The sequence below is a fragment of the Glycomyces salinus genome (assembly GCF_016428645.1).
In the GTDB taxonomy this organism is placed as follows: domain Bacteria; phylum Actinomycetota; class Actinomycetes; order Mycobacteriales; family Micromonosporaceae; genus Glycomyces; species Glycomyces salinus.
In genome coordinates this window covers 67,473-83,040 of the sequence record NZ_JAELXW010000038.1, presented here as the reverse complement: position 1 = coordinate 83,040, position 15,568 = coordinate 67,473, and the positions used below count along the sequence as shown (strand labels likewise).

Sequence of the window (15,568 nt, the reverse complement as noted above, 5' to 3'; positions counted from 1 at the left end):
ATCACACGGCGTACCCGTCACCTTGCCCGAAGAAGCTCATTCGCGCATCCGGATTCGGTTGATCCTCCTGAATCACTTGAAGGTACTGGATGGATCGATTACGAGTCAATCGGGGCCACTCAAGTCGGGTCTCGAAGGATACAGGTCTACATCGCGAATCGGACTGATGACCCGATCATGATCACGGACATCGGGCTTCAAGTCGAGCATGCACCTACTTCGGCTCGTACCGTATTCGTAGATCCCGCCGGCGACAGTATAGCGCCGAGCGTGCTGAGCTTCGACCTCGATGAGGACCATCCAGTTGCGCGACAGTGTGAGACAAAAGATTCCTTCTTCGAAGCCTACAAGGTTGAGATCGCGCCGCGGACGGTTGAGGCCTTCGAGATTGGAATCGAGAGCGGATCCTGCTGGTGCGAGGTTCGATTGGATATCGAGTATTGGCACCAGGATCAGTGGGCCACCGAGACGTACCCTCCTGCGGACCGTGATCCTGTCTCGGTGGTTTCACGGGCTGCGATCACTGGGGTCGAACAGGTCCACTACGGCTACCAATTCTCGAATGATGGAACCACTTATCATTGTGATGGAATGAGTCTCATCAAATGTAGCAATTCATTCGGATTCGGATTCTGAATATAGGCAGGTGGGTGGCACTGCGCCAACGACTACAGGCTCGTCGGAGTCTGTACATCGGGTTCGGGCTGTGGGCTAGAGGTAGCCCCAGCAGATGGTGAAGGAGAGTTCGGGGAAGTCGGGGACCTCTTCGTAGGCCCAGCCCCAGCCGTTGCACCAGCTTTCGCCGTCGACCAGTTCGTTGGTGCGGCCGGTGACGTAGACGTTGCCGTCGCCGCAGTCGGACACGAACTCGAAGTAGGTGTAGTCGCCGTTCATCGACATGCAGTCGTCGATCTCGGCGTATCCGGCGTCGCCGCTGGCGTAGATCATCTGGAGGCAGAGCGTCACGTCGAGATACGACTCGGTCGTGGAGTAGCCGAGACCGTATATGTAGTAGGTCGAATCGGTGCACGCGCTGGTGCTGGATTCGCCTTCGAGGCGTTCGATGACCCTGAACGCGCCGTCCTGGCAGTCGATGACGTTCCACGGGCTGTCCGGGGTGGAGGATCCGTAGACGCATTCGTCGAGCTGGGCGTGATAGGCGTCGTCGCCCGCGATCGCGGTGTAGCTCAGGCACAGCACGCGGTCGGCCGCGGTCGAGGTGACCGCGGAGTTGACGGCGTCGACGTTGTCGCAGGACGACAAGTCGTTTGTGCCCTCGATGATGTCGATCGCCTCGAAGGTCCCGGCCCCGCAGCTGGTCGGTTCCAGGTCCGGGGTGGTCTCGTCGCCGTAGTCGTAGAAGCAGTCGCCGATCACGGCGTCCGCGATCGGGTCCTCCACGGCGGGCTCGGTCGGATCGGACGCGTCGGAACCGGAGGTGCCGCCCGAGTCCTCGGAGTCGTCGGAGCTGCTGCTCGTGGTGGCGGTGTCCGAGTCGCCGGAGCGGTCCGGGAGGATGACGAGAGCGGCCACCACGAGGCCGATCACCATCACCACGCCGAGACCGATCCCGATCCACGCGCCGACCGGCATCCCCGAGCGCTGCGGCATCACCGGCGGGTACTGCGGCGGCATCCCAGGGGCGCCGCCCGGGTAGGGGGCCTGACCGGGCGGGGGCGCGCCGGGCGGCGGGTACCCGATGTTGTGGGTCGTGTCCGGGCCCGGGGTGTATCCCGTGCCGGGAGTCGGATTCGGGCCGGGACCGGCGGGATACCCGGGGCTCTGGCCGGGCACGTAGCCCGGGCCGGGGTTCGGGGGTGTGCCGTTCGGGCCCGGGCCGTAATGCGGGGGGACGCCCGCGTTGGGATCGTGGGACGAATAGGGGTCCATGATGCGATTCTGGCAGGTCGGCGCAACCGCGTCTCTCAGAGCGGGATCGGGCTCGGTACAGACCGGCTGGGACGGATCCGGGAAGCGGGCGGGACGGATCGGGGACCGGGCTCCATACCTTTCGAGTCGACACGACGGCCCAGGAAGGGAACCCAGCAATGACACAGCCCCCGGTCGAAGACTCAAGGGAACAGGCCCGAAAACTGACCATCGGAGGCGCGCTCTGCCTCCTCGGCCCGATCGTGCTCGCCATGATCCTCTCGGCGGCCGAGGCCCCGATCGACCCCAAGTTCACCGCCCCGGTCTTCGGCGCGGTCATGATCGCCGGAGCCGGAATGCTCGGGAAGGCGAGGGTGGTCCGCAAGCAGGCCGAGCAGCCCCCGCAGTAGCCCGAAACCCGACCGCGTCGGCCCCGCCCACTTCGCCGAATCACGGGGGCGGGGATCTACGTTTTCGGAGACCAGGCGGCCCATCCGTCCGGCAGTCTCCGCAGCCGTCTCCTCGCGGCCTTGAAGCGCTCCGCCGAGACGGCTCGGGCCGAAGTCTCGCCGCGCTGGGAGCCGCTGCCGTCGACGGACTCGAGCGAGCTGCCGTATCGCGATCCGAAGCCCGGTCGGCACCATTCGGCGAAGCCGCCCGCGACCACGGTCAGGACCAGCCGCTCCAGCTCGTCCGCCGGCTCGCGCCAATCCTCGTCGCAGGCGTCGCATCCGCACGAGGGGAAGCCCTGCTCGTGCAGCAACCCGGCACGGATCGACACGCTGGGGAAGTCCGTGAACACGAACGTCAGCGGCGCCTGGTCCGGCCCGCTCGGTGTCAAGCGGATCGACCTGAGGGCGCCTTCGGGTGCGGGCACGTCCTCGCTCCGGGCGTCGTAGTCCGCGGTCAGATGCCGGACGAGCGCTTCGGCAATCTGATGGAGCGGGGCGAACCGCTCCGGGTGCGAGACGCGGGAATACGAGTCCTCGGGCGGATCGCCGTTCCGCCACCGACGGCCGTACGGGATGACCTGGCCGTCCGCGTCGCGGAACGCGGATGCCCCAATAGGCGGACGGATGTAGGCGGCCACCCGCCGAGCCTATGCGATCGACGCCGAAGTGGACACCGTTGACCGCTCCGAAGACGCACTCGGCGGTGCGGTCGACGTCCCGTTCGAAGAGCAGGCGGGTGACGTCGCGCAGCAGGCCGGAGAGGCCGTCGAAGGCGCGGGCGAGGTCGGTCAGAATGTCGAGGATCAGGCGCAGGGCGCCGTCGAGGACTTCAAGAACGACAACGGGCTCTGACCTCGAGCCCGATCACGCGAGGACCGATGCGGGCGGCCCGGATGGGCCCCCGCATCGGTCGCTGACCTGCCCGTGACCGCCGGTGCGCGGCCAAGCCGTCTCAGCCCTTCACGCAGACGACCTGGCGGAGCCGCGCGACGATCTCGACCAGGTCGGACTGGGCGGCCATGACCTGCTCGATGTCCTTGTAGGCGGCCGGGATCTCGTCGACCACGCCCGCGTCCTTGCGGCACTCGACCCCTTCGGTCTGGGCCGCCAGGTCCTTGGCGGAGAACTTCCGCTTGGCCGCCGAGCGGCTCATCCTCCGGCCGGCCCCGTGCGAGGCCGACTCGAACGCGGCCGCGTTGCCGAGCCCGCGGACGATGAAGCTCGAGGCGCCCATCGAACCGGGGATGATCCCCATGTCGCCCTCGCCGGCGCGGATCGCGCCCTTGCGGGTGACCAGGAGATCCTGGCCGTCATGGTGCTCCTCGGCCACGTAGTTGTGGTGGACCGAGATCTCGGGGTCGAACCGGATCTTCCGGAACCGCTTCTGGACGGCCTTGCGCAGCAACGCCATCATGACCGCCCGGTTGCGCCGGGCGTAGTCCTGGGCCCAGAACAGGTCCCGCCGGTACGCCTGCATCTGCGGGGTGTCGGCCACGAAGACCGCGAGGTTCGGGTCGGGCAGGTCAGCGTTGTGCGGCAGGTCCTTCGCGCGCTCGATGTGGTGCTGTGCCAGGGCGTTGCCGACGTACCGGGAACCGGAGTGCAGCATCAGCCAGACCTCGTCGTCATCCGATAGACAGATTTCGATGAAGTGGTTGCCCCCGCCGAGGGTGCCCAGCTGCTTCATGGCCTTGGCCTCGACCCGGCGCGCCACCGGCCCGGCCAGGTCGCCGAACCCGGACCAGAACTCGTGCCAGCCGTGCAGGCCGGTCTTCAGGCTCTTGACGTCGACCGAGCTCTTGTGCATGGCGTGCCCGACCGGGATGGCCGCCTCGATGTCCGAGCGGAGCCGCCCCAGATCGTCGGGCAGGTCCGAGGCGGTCAGCGAGGTCCGCTGCGCGGTCATCCCGCAGCCGATGTCGACGCCGACGGCGGCCGGGGAGACCGCACCGCGCATGGCGATGACCGATCCGACGGTGGCCCCGATCCCGTAATGGACGTCGGGCATGACGGCCACACCGTGGACCCACGGGAGCTTCGCGATGTTGTAAAGCTGCTGCCGCGTCTGCGGCTCGACCGAATCCGCATCGCCCCAGAGGCGGATCGGAGCGGCCTTGGAGTCGAGATGGGTGAATGGCATGACGGCACTCCTTCCGAGCGAAAACATTGGGGGACAACGGGCCTCGTCGCGACATCCATCATGCGGGACGCGCGCTCCGCGGGCAACGCATTAAACGAGGAGCGGAGGCGTCCACCGGCACGCCCCACGCCAAGACTCGGTGGCCGTGTCTCAGCCCTCTAGTCCGAGCTCTTGAACTTTCCGACCTTCACGTAGCGCGAGCCTCGGAGTGCGGGACCGCGCTTGGCGCGCAGGACCATCCCGTCTTCGCCCGCCGACCAGGAGGGCGGCGTCGGCCAGCGTCGCATGAGGGCGTTGCGGAGTTCGCGGCCGCGCGCGTTGGCGATGCCGCTGCCGAGCAGGGCGGCGGCGAACAGGCCCACCGAGGCGAACAGTGTGACCAGTGATTCGGTGCGGTAGACCGCGAAGAAGTCCTCTGAGCCCAACCCCTTGCCCTGGCCGACCAGGTACGCGGATATGCCGAACACCAGACCGCCACCGGACATCGCCGCGCCGACGAGCGCCAGCGGATGCATGTGCCGCCGCGCGTGATAGGCCAGCACCTTCTCGTGCGGGCGACCGGACCGCGGGTCGGCCAGCCTCTCGCGCAGGTCGGCGCGTTCGGACCGGCGTTGCCTCCAGTCGAGCAGCACACCGACGGCCGCGAGGAGCACGGCCAGGGGGAACAGGACCGCGAAGATCCAGAAACCCACGGCGAGAACGCTCTCGATGGGCGACGAGTAGGTGACGTCGTCGCACTCGTAGTGCCCTCTTCCCGGAACGCTCGCGCAGCGCATCGACAGCGACGCTTGCAGCGCGACGAAACTCAGGACGGCGGGAACGGACGCGCCGTACATGAACCGCTCGGCGATCGAGAGCCCGAACCGCTTCTTCTCGCGTCCCGTTCTTCGGTTCGCCGGCCGCCAGGCCTGGACTTCGTCGTTCGCGCTCCAATGCGCGGCGATCCGGGCCTGCCGCCGTTCATGGGCCGGAGTGAGCCATTTGGGGCCGGCCAGGGCGACCAGAGCCATGATCGCGGCGTAGCCGACGGCGATCAACATGAACGGCAGGGCCTCGGGCTCGCCCCCGAAGAGCGCTATGCCGAGCCCGAGCACCCCGAGCAGACCGACCACGGCGGCGTTCCCCAACCCGAAGTAGGTGAGCTGCTTCGCCGGTTCACGGGTGACGGACTCGACCTGCTCGGGTGAGGGCACGTCGTAGCGGGACGCGTCCCGCTCGGCGGCTTCGACGAGCGCCTTGGAGGTGGTCACCTCCCGCAGATGGCTCGCCACCGCGAACATGGCCCACACGGCCACCGCGAGCAGCATCAAGACGCCGATGCCCATACGGAAGAGGTCGTCGACGGCGTTCGTGAGACCCGGGTCGCCGAGCATGTCCTCTTCGACGAGGAGGCCCACGCACAGGATGAGCACGAAGGAGCACCCCAGGCCGATCAGGAACGCCAGCAGGGCGCGAACGCACGCGCGCGCCACCTCACCGCCCAGCCCGACCGGGTATTCATGCCAATGCCAGGGGTTCGACCTGCTCCTGTCGTCGCTCATCGAGGGGCTCCTTCAGTTGAAATGATCTTCGCTGGATCGTACGAACGCGCTGCCACCGACGTCGCCGCGGGCCTGGGGCGAGGCCGCGCCGCCCGCGGCGGGACAGGATGCGGAATCCATCTCGTGGGCAGCGATGAATCTGCCAGGCTCGGGGAGTCTCGACTTCGTGACCACCATGATCGGCAGTGAAAGGGAAACCGCATGAGCCAGCTTCTCAGGGTCCAGAACTTCGGCGTCTCGCGAGACGGCTTCGGAGCCGGCGAGGGGCAGTCGCTCGAGCGGCCGTTCGGCCACGCCGACCCCGGAAACATGTTCTCCTGGGCCGGCGCCACCGCAAGCTGGCCCAATCGCACGGATCCCGGCGGGAGCCGCGGCCTCGACGACTACTTCACCCGCGACTTCACCAACAACATCGGCGCGGAAATCATGGGCCGCAACAAGTTCAGTCCCCAACGCGGCCCCTGGGAGAACCACGACTGGCAGGGCTGGTGGGGCGACGAGCCGCCGTTCCACACCCCGGTGTTCGTCATGACCCACTACCCGCGGCCCTCGTTCACGCTCTCGGACACCACGTTCCACTTCACCGGCGGCGAACCCGCCGAAGTCCTCGCACAGGCCCGAGAGGCCGCCGAGGGCAAGGACGTCCGGCTCGGCGGTGGGGCCACCGTGATCCGGGAGTTCCTCGATGCCGACCTGGTCGACACCATGCACGTGGCCGTCTCGGAGGTCGAACTCGGCTCCGGGGCGCGGCTCTGGGAGTCGCCGGAAGAGCTGACCGACCGGTTCCACCTCGAAGTCGTTCCCAGCCCGAGCGGCGTGACGCACCACCTGTTCTGGCGGAAGTGACACCGGTCGAGGGCGCCGAACCCGCGGCCTTGTCGCCGGTGCGGCAATTACAGAGGGGACCTGCTGACCGTCCTCGGGGTCGCCACCGGCGGGTCGAAGCGTCCTCGCCGGGTCCCGCCCCCGCCGACGCGCACGGTTCCGGGGGCGAGATGCCTTGCTCGCGGCCCAGGCCGGCTTCCTCTCACACGTATGCCTCGAAGCGGTCGCGTGCTTGAGCGGCCAACGCCTCGACGAGGCCGACCGCTTCCGACGGTTCGAATGCGGCGGGTTTGGCATCCAGCGCGACGGTGACGCTCAAGCGGCCGGCCGCCGAGAACAGACTGAGGCTCTGCACCGACTCCCTCGAGAACACCTTGGTGAAGCCGGTGTGGTCGCCGTTGTCGAAGTCCTCGATCGTCGTTCCGGAGCCCGCCTCCGAGACTTCGCGGGCTCGCTCGAGTGAGTTCGCAGGTCCGTCGTCGTCTGCCGAGGCAATGACGGTGATGGTGAGAGCCAGGCCGGAGTCCGCGGTGTAGTCGCAGTTGAGTTGGCCCCTGTCGAGGTCGTCCCAGAGTCCCGCTCTCGAGGATTCGACCGAGATCGCGGAGGAATTCGCGATCTCGGCGAGGTCGAAGTCTTCGCAGGTGGCCTTCGCGAAGTCGGCCTCGGCGTTCGGGGAGTCGCCGCGGCTGAGTTGGAAGACCAGGTAGACGGCCGCCAGGGCGACCAGGCCCAGTCCGACGGCCAGGACGGCGAGGAACCGCCTCTGGGATCGGACCGCTGGTCGCGGCTGGGTCAAGGGGGGAGTCACGGTTTCTCTCCTGGGACTGGTTCTAGCGCGCCGGGTCGAGGTGCCGAGTTGTGACTAGAGGGATTCGACCAAGGACGACACTACCTGGCAAACGCTGTCCGTACAGGTCGATGGCGGCGGCATCACCCCTGCTCACGGCGATCCGTGCGAGATCCGTGCAGGAATCGTGTGGTCTTCGGCAATGATCGGAACCGCGATCCTCAAGATCGCGACCGAAGCATGGGCCGGGATCAAGACAATCTCCTTCACGGCCCAGTAGCCAGCCGGGAGCCCGCTCCTCCCAGCGGGCCGCTCCGGCCCGGATGGGTACGAACATCCGGGCCGGGGTCCCGTCCGCCGGAAGCGGCAGCGCCTCCGCGTCGGTCAGTGATTTCCATCCCCGCAGACCGCCAGCCCCGGCGACTGCGATCACCTGAGCACAAGGAGCTCCATGTCCACTCTCAAGTCCAACGCGCTGCGCGCCGCGGCCACGTTCGGCATCGCGGCCGGATTCCTGGCGGCCTCCGCCGGAACCGCCCAGGCGCAGCACATCGTCGCCAACGCGGACATCGGCATCCCGGAGAACATCGCGCCCGGCGCGAACACGATCCTGGTCAGTTTGACCCCCACCGGCGACGAGACCGTCCAGAACCCGTTCGTGTCCCTCACGCCGGACAACTACAACATCCTCGACTTCAACCCGGGCGAGGACGAACGCTGCACCGACGACGGCGGCTCGCAGGTGGTGTGCACCATCGACGGCCCGCTGCCGGCCGAAGGGGCGACCTTCGAGATCGAAGTCGCCGTCCCCGAAGACGCGAACGAGGAGACCGACCTCGGATTCTCCCTGGCCTTCTACGCCGACGACGTGGAGCCGGCCACCGCGCACACGGGTCTGATCCTCGGCTCGACGGCGCTCGACCCCGACAACGAGCCGCCCAGCTCCGGCGGCGGTGGCGGCGACGACCTCCCCATCGGGGAGGAGCCCACGGAAACGCCGGACGAGGAGTCCACCGACGAGGAGTCGGAGCCGGAGACCACCGATGACGCGCAGACCGACGACAACGCCGACGAGCAGCTCCCGACCACGGGTGCCGACAGCGGCATCCTGATCGGCGCCGCGGGCGCCGTCGCCGTCTTCGGCATCGGTGCGCTCCTACTGGCTCGCCGCAGGAGGACCGGGAACTCCTGGTCCTGACGGCCTCCCAAGGGGAAACGGCCCGCCTCGCCGACCGGCGAGGCGGGCCGTCGTCGTCGTGCCGGGTCAGGCGGCCTCGTCGATCTCCTCCATGGTGAAGTAATCGCTCTCGACCAGGACCTGCTCCCAGTTCGACCCGTCGACCTGCACCGGTTCGAGCAGGTAGGCCGGGACGAACTTGAAGCCGTTGTCGTATGAGCCGCGGTCGTTGATCTCCGGTTCCCGGCCCTCGGTGAGGTCGGTCAGCATGCGCATCGTGGCCTCGGCGAGCTCGCGGGTGTCCTTGAACACGGTCTGGGCCTGGCCGGTCCCGTCCCTGATGTCCTTGACCGACTCGACGTTGGCGTCCTGGCCGGTGACCACCGGGAACGAGTCCGAGCCCGGGTCGAAGCCGTGGTCCACCAGCACCTCCACGATCGCGCGGCTGAACAGGTCCGCGGGTGAGAGCACCGCGTCGAGATCATGTTCGGGGTAGAACTCGTCGAGCAGATCCTCCATGCGGTCCACCGAGTTCTCGAGCACCCAGCCGTCGATCGCGGTCGTGGACTGCTCGGTCTGGCCCGAGCGGATCCGCACCTTGCCGTCGTAGATGAAACGTTCAAGTGTGTCCACGCTGCCGAGGAAGAACAGTTCGGCATTGTTGTCCTCGGGATCGCCCGAGAACAGCTCGACATGGAACGGGCCCGTTTCGTTCGAGATGTCGAGACTCTCGATGATGTGCTCCGCCTGCAGCACTCCGACCTGGTAATTGTCGAACGAGAGATAGTAGTCCACATCGGGGGTGTCCCGGATCAGACGGTCGTAGGCGATGATCGTGACGCCCTGGTCCTTGGCGTCGGCCAGGACCGGTCCGAGCGAGGAGCTGTCGATAGCGGCGATGACGAGGAACTCGACCCCGTCGCGGATCATCGACTCGATCTGGGAGATCTGTGTATCGACGTCCTCCTCGCCGTATTCGAGCTTGGGCTCGGGCATGCCGGCGTCCTTTATCAACCGCTCGAGATGGTTGCCTTCGATTTCCCAGCGTCCCGTGATGCCGGGCAGGGCGATGCCGACGAACCCGGCGAGGTCTGCGGAATCCCCGTCCGCTGAGCATCCCGCGAGCGAGAGTGCGGCCGTGCCCGCTGAGCCCGCCAGCAGGCGGCGGCGACTGAGTTGCATTGGGGTGTGTACTCCTTCGTACCTAGAGGGGGCGACGAAGCTCCCGGAAAAATACGCGAACCATGCTAAGCAGCGACTGCAAACGCAGAAGAAATGAATAACTCAAAGCAATCGAAAGCACTTGATTCACCTGGATGAAACGTTACTCCCGCCCGGCGGGGATCCCGCCGCGGCGGCCCCGGTTCGACGCGTAATTGGGGCGGCCGACGCCGTCAGACGGTCGCAATGACCGCTCGTCGCCCCTTGACCGCGGCAGGCCGCCCCATCCCAGGGAGGCCCCTCGATTGTGCAGGGGCCCTTCACAAGTTCTGCACGGATCGCGCACGAGCACCCGCCTCGCGCCCCCCACCTCCACGGGGGCGGCCCCGGCCGCGGCCGACATGTCGGCGATCTCATTACGATGGACAGCGAGGAGCGGCAAGGGAGGGACCGATGACGGCAGAGGACGAGGTGCACGCGGTCTCGGCGGCGCTCGATGCGGCACTCGTCGGCAACGACGCCTCGACGATCAGCGGCTTCTTCGCCCACGACTGGATCCATGTCGGGCCCGACGGGATCACCCCGAAGGCGGCTCTCATCGGCTGGATCGCCTCGGGGCGGCTGGCGCACCACAGCATGGAGACCGCGGGGGTTCCTCATATGGTGAGCACCGGTGACACCGTGCTGGTCACGGCGCGCAGGATGAGCACGGGAACGTGGGACGGCGTCCCGTACTCGGCCGATGAATGGATCACCGACGTCTATGTCCGCGCCGAAGAAAACTGGCGGTGCGCCCTCAGCCAGAAGACGACCGCGGACGGAGACCGTCCTGCCCGGTCGTGAAGGCTCCCGGCGGCCCCGGCCGGGTCGAACACGGCCGGAGCCCGGTCGGTGCTCCGGCCGCGGCTGTTCCGGCTAAGCGTCCGAAGAGATCCATTCCGGGTTCTCGGCGGCCCATTCGTCGAGGGTGTCGTCCTGGACCGCCTGCCACAGGGACGCGGCGTCGGTCTCCTCTTCGGTGCCGGGGTGGATCATCTCTATGGCATTGCCGTCGGGGTCGTAGTCGGAGCTGGCCGGGACGCGGATCGAGGTGATCGAGCCGGGATCGATGTCGCGCAGGTTCACCACCAGGTCGGTCATCGACAGCCCGTCGGGCAGGTGGACGGTCACCTTGTCGCCGAAGCCCTCCAGGAGCTCGGTGATCTTCGTCGGGTCGGTCAAGAAGCCCTGGTCCTTCGCCTCGACCAGGAGCGACCTGATCGCCTGCTGCTGGAAGTTCTGGCGCGCGTAGTCGCCGTAGAGGCCCTTGTCGTAGTCGATCTGGTCGTAGAACTGGTAGCGCTGGCGGACCATGTCCAGGGCCGCGTCCTTGTCGTAGGAGTGGCAGCCCTCTTCGAAGACGCGGTCGGTGTGGTGGGACTCGAAGGTCTTCCACGAGCAGATCTCCACCTCGCCGACCACGTCGACCATGTCGATGAAGCCCTCGAAGTTCGCGGTCGCGCCCATGTGGAACTTGACGCCGGTCAGGTCGTAGATCGTCTCGACCACGTTGGAACGGGTCTCGTCCCAGTCGTCGCTGATCGAGGCGGCGTGGTTCAGCTTGGTGGTGCACGGATCGTCGCCCCAGCCGGGGCCGCAGTCGGGGATGTCCACGTACAGGTCGCGCGGCAGCGAGATCATCGACGCCTCGGTCAGGTCCTCGTTGATGTGGACCATGATCATCGTGTCCGAGCGCTTGGAGCCGCCCTGCTCGTCGACGCCGAGCACCAGGATGTCCAGCGGCCCGGTCAGGTTCTCGACGTCGTCGACCTCGGCCTGGTGCTCCTCGTCGATGATGTACTCGTTCTCGATCGCGTGGTCCGCGGTGTAGGACGCGTACTGGGCCGCCGCCGCGGCGCCGCCGGCGACGACCATGGTCAGTCCCCCGGCGTACAGCATCATGTGCGCCCACCAGGGCGCGTGGCCCTTAGTAGTCATCCGGAATACAACCTCTCAAATGGAGCGGGTCACGTCCTTCGAAGACGCCCCGCGGCACCGCTGAGGTTGCAACGACGGATCATTCGCCGGTGTCGTCGGCCGCCTCGGTCTCCTCGGCGCCGGTCCCGCCGCTCTCGCCGTCGGTCGCGGGCGTCGAGCAGTCGGGCTTGGTGTCGCCGCTGGTCCACTCGGGGTACTCGCAGATCCACTCCTCCAGCGTGTCGTCCTGGATCGCCTGGTAGAGCGCGTCGGCCGCGATCTGCTCCTCGCCTTCATGTGTCACCACGTACGAGGTCCCGTTGATGTCCTGGGCCGAGGACGGCACGCCGATCGAGATCATCTCGTTGGGGTCGATGTCGGCCATCTGTGTGATCATGTCGGTCAGCGAGTACTCGCCCAGGTCGAGCGTGAGCGACTGCCCGAAGCTGTTGAGCAGGTCGACCGCCTTGGTCGGGTCCTTGTGGTAGCCCTGGGCCTTGGCCTCGATCAACAGTTGCTTGATGGCATGCTGCTGCATCTTCTGGCGGCCGAAGTCGCCCCAGGTGCCGTTCTCGTAGTCCTCGTCCCAGTCCCACACGTACCGCTGGCGGACGATGTCGAGCGCCGCGTCCTTGTCGTATCGCGCGCACTCGCCCGGGTAGGTGATGTCGGTGTGGATCGAGGTGATCTCGTGCCACGGGCACAGCTCGATGGTGCCCAGCTCGTCGATCAGGTCGAGGAAGCCCTCGAAGTTCGCGATCGCGCCGCCGTCGAACTGGACGCCGGTCAGGTGCGTGACCGTCTCGGCGGTGTTCTGGAACGCCTCGCCCCAGTCCTCGTGCGAGGCGAACGCCTCGGTGAGCTTGGTCTCACAGGCCGGGTTGCAGCTGGGGATCTCGACCAGCAGGTCGCGCGGCAGCGAGATGAGGCTGACCTGGGTGAGATCCTCGTTGACGTGCACGATGATGTCGGCGTCGGTGCGGGCCACGCCCTCGGCGCCGACGCGCTCGTCGGTGCCCAGCACCAGGAAGTTCAGCGGGCCCTCGATCTTGTCGCCGTCCGAGTCGACGCGCTGGTCGCCCAGCAGGTTCTCCTGCTGGACGGAGTCGTTGACCAGGTTGACGCTCAACTGGGTGGCGACCGCGGCGCCTCCGGAGACGACCATCACCATCGCACCGCTGATCACCATGGCCTTCGCCCACCACGGGGACCTGGCCTTGGCCGCGTGTCTGACCGGATCGCTCACTATCACTTCTCCCGAAGTCGGCGCATGGCTCGCGAACGTCGCCATGGGGGTTATGGACGGGGTCTCACCCAAGTACACGCCTTCAAGCACAGGTGAGGTTGCATCACAGCACCCTAGAAGATACCCGCTGCCGCTCCGAGCGAACCCAGGCTCGTCCCCGAGCCGCTGTCGGAGTTCCTGTACATCAGGTACAGGACGCCCGCGGCCACGATGAGCCCGACCAGGACCGCGAACGCGATCTTCCACACGCTCCAGGGCCGCTCGCCGGTGACCCTGCCGGTCTGCCCGCTGACCAGGACCTGCCAGGGCTTGCCGGCGAACAGGTACACCACCAGCCAGACCGGCAGGAGCAGCAGCTTGTACTTGATGTTCGAGTACCGGGTGTCGATGGAGTGGATGCGCTGCTCGTCGCCGCCGATGTCGCGCTTGACATCGCGGCGGATGACCTTGTCCATCTTGAGTTTGGCCTGCGACAGCCCCACCTCGGGCTCGACGTCGTAGCGCTGGGTGCGGTGCCCGGCCAGGAACTCCGGCTGGTACGCCGCGGCCTTCTGGGTCGGCCAGTCCTCGGCCAGGTCCTCCAGGTGCTTGTTCGAGACGTGCGTGGTGGCCGGGACCACCACGTCGTCGAACGAGCGCGAGACCGCGCCCTTGGCCGGATGCCAGCGGGTGCGCCGCTGCCGGTTGCCGTTGGAGTCCTCCACGTAGTAGTGCTCGCCGCGCTGGCCGGTGTAGCGCGAGCGCGTGTCGGCGTCCCAGGTCCAGTGCGGCAGGTACGAGGAGGCCAGCTGCTCGGCCTCGGAGACCCGCTTGAACTTGTTGGGGGCGAACCAGCGGCTCTTGACCCAGGTGCGCAGCGCGCTCTTGGCGCCGGCGCGGTCGACCTGGAACGGCAGCACGCCCTCCGGCGGCACCAGGTCGGGGTTGAACTGGTCGACCACCACGGGCGCGCCGCAGAACTCGCAGTGCTCCGACCAGGAGTCGGACTCGGTGTGGGCCCCGCACTGGGTGCACACGAAGAGGTTCGGCGGGACCGCCTCGCGCGGGCGGCGCGGCTTGGCGGCCAGCGCCTCCCAGTCGCGGTCGACCACGCGCTTGGCCTCGAGCTGGATGTGCTGCTCGGTGCCGCAGTACGGGCAGGTCAGCGCCGTCGAACCGGGGGAGAACTCGAGCTGGGCGCCGCAGGTGTTGCAGGGGTAGGTCTGGTGGCCGGCTGAGGTCTGTTCGGACACAGGGGGACTCCTATTGCGGGGGCAGGGGCGGCGGCGTGGAGGCGAACACGCCCGCCAGTTCGGGGATCTGGCCGGCCGGCAGCCAGCCCTCCTGGCCGCTCTTCCAGGCCAGGGTCTCTCGGGTGAGCTCTCCGGAGGCGGCCTTGGCGCGCAGGGCGGCCTCGTCGAACGGCCCGGCCTGCTGGCCGCCCACGCCCAGGTACCACGCCGCGGCGTCGGGCAGCGGCGGCGGACCGGCCGGGGCCGCGCCCGGCTGCGCCTGCTGCCCGGACAGGTTCTGGGCCATCTGGTTGCCCATCGCCAGCCCGGCGCCCAGGCCGAGCCCGTCGGACGCGCCGCCGCCGTGCTTCGCCGACTCCTCCAGGGCGTTCGCCGCCTGGTACTGGGTGTAGGCGCCCAGGTCGCCGACCACGCCGATCGAAGTGCGCTTGTCGAGGGCCTCCTCGACCTCCTTGGGCATCGAGATGTTCGTCAGGGTGAACGAGGGCACGTCCAGGCCCAGCTCGGACAGCTGGCCCGCCACCGCGCTGCGCAGGCGCTCGCCGATCTGCTCCTGGTGGACGGCCATGTCCAGCACCGGTATCCCGGCCGAGGCGATGGCCGGCGCGAACGCGGCCACGACCTTCTCCCGCAGCCACGTGTCGATCTCGTCGGTCCGGAACTGCTGGTCGGTCCCGGCCGACTCGCGCAGCAGCTTGGCCGGGTCGATCACGCGCACGCTGTACATGCCGAACGCGCGGATCCGCACCGGGCCGAACTCGGGGTCGCGGACCATCACCGGGTTCTTCGTTCCCCATTTGAAGTCGGTGAACTGGCGGGTGTTGACGAAGTACACCTCGGCCTTGAACGGCGAGTCGAAGCCGTACTTCCAGCCCTTGAGGGTCGACAGGATCGGCATGTTCCGCGTCTCGAGGGTGTAGGTGCCGGGGCCGAACACGTCGGCCAGCTGCCCCTCGTTGACGAACACCGCCGACTGGGACTCGCGCACCACCAGCTGGGCGCCCATTTTGATCTCGTTGTCGTGGCGCGGGAACCGCCATACGATCGTGTCCCGCGAGTCATCGAGCCACTCGATGATGTCGACGAATTCGCCGCGCAGGCCGTCGAACAAGCCCATAAAGCCGATTCCCCTCTACCCGGATGCCTTTCCGATCACTGTAACGCTCCGGCGCACGCACC

16 protein-coding genes are annotated in these 15,568 nt (G+C 67.6%); 6 read left to right on the top strand and 10 right to left on the bottom strand.

Annotated elements, in window-relative coordinates; genetic code table 11:
• Nucleotides 1–636 (top strand): hypothetical protein (locus JFB92_RS12460; RefSeq protein ID WP_233163040.1); only part of this gene is annotated, 636 nt, incomplete at its 5' end.
• Nucleotides 637–711: 75 nt separating this feature from the next.
• On the opposite strand, the gene JFB92_RS12455 is transcribed toward JFB92_RS12460, so the two are convergent.
• Nucleotides 712–1,890, bottom strand: a complete 1,179-nt coding sequence (locus JFB92_RS12455) for an LppU/SCO3897 family protein (protein ID WP_199038779.1) — start codon at nucleotides 1,888–1,890, stop codon at nucleotides 712–714.
• A 158-nt stretch (nucleotides 1,891–2,048) separates the two neighbouring features.
• Here JFB92_RS12455 and JFB92_RS12450 point away from each other — a divergent pair, with 158 nt between their 5' ends.
• The gene (locus JFB92_RS12450; RefSeq protein WP_199038776.1) at nucleotides 2,049–2,279 is read left to right on the top strand and encodes a hypothetical protein; all 231 of its coding nucleotides are present in this window, start codon (nucleotides 2,049–2,051) and stop codon (nucleotides 2,277–2,279) included.
• A gap of 56 nt (nucleotides 2,280–2,335) precedes the next feature.
• Here JFB92_RS12450 and JFB92_RS12445 read toward each other — a convergent pair whose 3' ends face one another.
• A complete protein-coding gene (locus tag JFB92_RS12445) occupies nucleotides 2,336–2,959 on the bottom strand; it encodes a DUF6226 family protein (RefSeq protein ID WP_199038773.1) in 624 nt (207 codons plus the stop codon).
• A 28-nt stretch (nucleotides 2,960–2,987) separates the two neighbouring features.
• Between JFB92_RS12445 and JFB92_RS12440 the strand changes: the two genes are divergently transcribed.
• Nucleotides 2,988–3,173 carry a hypothetical protein gene (locus tag JFB92_RS12440; protein WP_199038770.1) on the top strand — a complete coding sequence of 62 codons (186 nt, stop codon included), beginning with the start codon at nucleotides 2,988–2,990 and terminating at the stop codon, nucleotides 3,171–3,173.
• A 100-nt stretch (nucleotides 3,174–3,273) separates the two neighbouring features.
• Here the strand turns inward: JFB92_RS12440 and JFB92_RS12435 are convergent, their stop codons facing one another.
• Nucleotides 3,274–4,461 carry an RtcB family protein gene (locus tag JFB92_RS12435; protein WP_199038767.1) on the bottom strand — a complete coding sequence of 396 codons (1,188 nt, stop codon included), beginning with the start codon at nucleotides 4,459–4,461 and terminating at the stop codon, nucleotides 3,274–3,276.
• Nucleotides 4,462–4,619: 158 nt separating this feature from the next.
• The gene (locus JFB92_RS12430; protein WP_199038764.1) at nucleotides 4,620–6,002 is read right to left on the bottom strand and encodes a hypothetical protein; all 1,383 of its coding nucleotides are present in this window, start codon (nucleotides 6,000–6,002) and stop codon (nucleotides 4,620–4,622) included.
• A 201-nt stretch (nucleotides 6,003–6,203) separates the two neighbouring features.
• Here JFB92_RS12430 and JFB92_RS12425 point away from each other — a divergent pair, with 201 nt between their 5' ends.
• A complete protein-coding gene (locus JFB92_RS12425) occupies nucleotides 6,204–6,848 on the top strand; it encodes a dihydrofolate reductase family protein (protein ID WP_199038761.1) in 645 nt (214 codons plus the stop codon).
• Between the two features lie 181 nt (nucleotides 6,849–7,029).
• Here JFB92_RS12425 and JFB92_RS12420 read toward each other — a convergent pair whose 3' ends face one another.
• Nucleotides 7,030–7,638, bottom strand: coding sequence for a hypothetical protein (locus JFB92_RS12420; RefSeq protein WP_199038758.1), 609 nt, complete (start codon nucleotides 7,636–7,638; stop codon nucleotides 7,030–7,032).
• Between the two features lie 430 nt (nucleotides 7,639–8,068).
• Here JFB92_RS12420 and JFB92_RS12415 point away from each other — a divergent pair, with 430 nt between their 5' ends.
• Entirely contained in the window at nucleotides 8,069–8,815 is a 747-nt protein-coding gene (locus JFB92_RS12415; protein WP_199038755.1) for an LPXTG cell wall anchor domain-containing protein, read from the top strand.
• Nucleotides 8,816–8,881: 66 nt separating this feature from the next.
• Here JFB92_RS12415 and JFB92_RS12410 read toward each other — a convergent pair whose 3' ends face one another.
• Nucleotides 8,882–9,976, bottom strand: a complete 1,095-nt coding sequence (locus tag JFB92_RS12410; RefSeq protein ID WP_199038752.1) for a substrate-binding domain-containing protein — start codon at nucleotides 9,974–9,976, stop codon at nucleotides 8,882–8,884.
• 432 nt (nucleotides 9,977–10,408) lie between these two features.
• Here JFB92_RS12410 and JFB92_RS12405 point away from each other — a divergent pair, with 432 nt between their 5' ends.
• Nucleotides 10,409–10,798, top strand: a complete 390-nt coding sequence (locus JFB92_RS12405) for a nuclear transport factor 2 family protein (RefSeq protein ID WP_199038748.1) — start codon at nucleotides 10,409–10,411, stop codon at nucleotides 10,796–10,798.
• 72 nt (nucleotides 10,799–10,870) lie between these two features.
• Here the strand turns inward: JFB92_RS12405 and JFB92_RS12400 are convergent, their stop codons facing one another.
• The 4 genes from JFB92_RS12400 to JFB92_RS12385 all read right to left on the bottom strand — a co-directional run bounded on the left by JFB92_RS12400 (nucleotide 10,871) and on the right by JFB92_RS12385 (nucleotide 15,506).
• The gene (locus tag JFB92_RS12400; RefSeq protein ID WP_199038745.1) at nucleotides 10,871–11,932 is read right to left on the bottom strand and encodes an LCP family protein; all 1,062 of its coding nucleotides are present in this window, start codon (nucleotides 11,930–11,932) and stop codon (nucleotides 10,871–10,873) included.
• 79 nt (nucleotides 11,933–12,011) lie between these two features.
• A complete protein-coding gene (locus JFB92_RS12395) occupies nucleotides 12,012–13,157 on the bottom strand; it encodes an LCP family protein (protein ID WP_199038743.1) in 1,146 nt (381 codons plus the stop codon).
• Between the two features lie 113 nt (nucleotides 13,158–13,270).
• Nucleotides 13,271–14,389, bottom strand: a complete 1,119-nt coding sequence (locus JFB92_RS12390; RefSeq protein WP_199038740.1) for a TFIIB-type zinc ribbon-containing protein — start codon at nucleotides 14,387–14,389, stop codon at nucleotides 13,271–13,273.
• A 10-nt stretch (nucleotides 14,390–14,399) separates the two neighbouring features.
• The gene (locus JFB92_RS12385) at nucleotides 14,400–15,506 is read right to left on the bottom strand and encodes an SPFH domain-containing protein (RefSeq protein WP_199038737.1); all 1,107 of its coding nucleotides are present in this window, start codon (nucleotides 15,504–15,506) and stop codon (nucleotides 14,400–14,402) included.
• Nucleotides 15,507–15,568: the final 62 nt, after the last annotated feature.

Excerpts from the sequence above, each read along its gene's own strand:
- JFB92_RS12455 (WP_199038779.1), bottom strand. The coding sequence starts at position 1,890 with ATGGACCCCTATTCGTCCCACGATCCCAACGCGGGCGTCCCCCCGCAT.
- JFB92_RS12450 (WP_199038776.1), top strand. The coding sequence starts at position 2,049 with ATGACACAGCCCCCGGTCGAAGACTCAAGGGAACAGGCCCGAAAACTG.
- JFB92_RS12435 (WP_199038767.1), bottom strand. The coding sequence starts at position 4,461 with ATGCCATTCACCCATCTCGACTCCAAGGCCGCTCCGATCCGCCTCTGG.
- JFB92_RS12430 (WP_199038764.1), bottom strand. The coding sequence starts at position 6,002 with ATGAGCGACGACAGGAGCAGGTCGAACCCCTGGCATTGGCATGAATAC.
- JFB92_RS12425 (WP_199038761.1), top strand. The coding sequence starts at position 6,204 with ATGAGCCAGCTTCTCAGGGTCCAGAACTTCGGCGTCTCGCGAGACGGC.
- JFB92_RS12415 (WP_199038755.1), top strand. The coding sequence starts at position 8,069 with ATGTCCACTCTCAAGTCCAACGCGCTGCGCGCCGCGGCCACGTTCGGC.
- JFB92_RS12410 (WP_199038752.1), bottom strand. The coding sequence starts at position 9,976 with ATGCAACTCAGTCGCCGCCGCCTGCTGGCGGGCTCAGCGGGCACGGCC.
- JFB92_RS12405 (WP_199038748.1), top strand. The coding sequence starts at position 10,409 with ATGACGGCAGAGGACGAGGTGCACGCGGTCTCGGCGGCGCTCGATGCG.
- JFB92_RS12400 (WP_199038745.1), bottom strand. The coding sequence starts at position 11,932 with ATGACTACTAAGGGCCACGCGCCCTGGTGGGCGCACATGATGCTGTAC.
- JFB92_RS12385 (WP_199038737.1), bottom strand. The coding sequence starts at position 15,506 with ATGGGCTTGTTCGACGGCCTGCGCGGCGAATTCGTCGACATCATCGAG.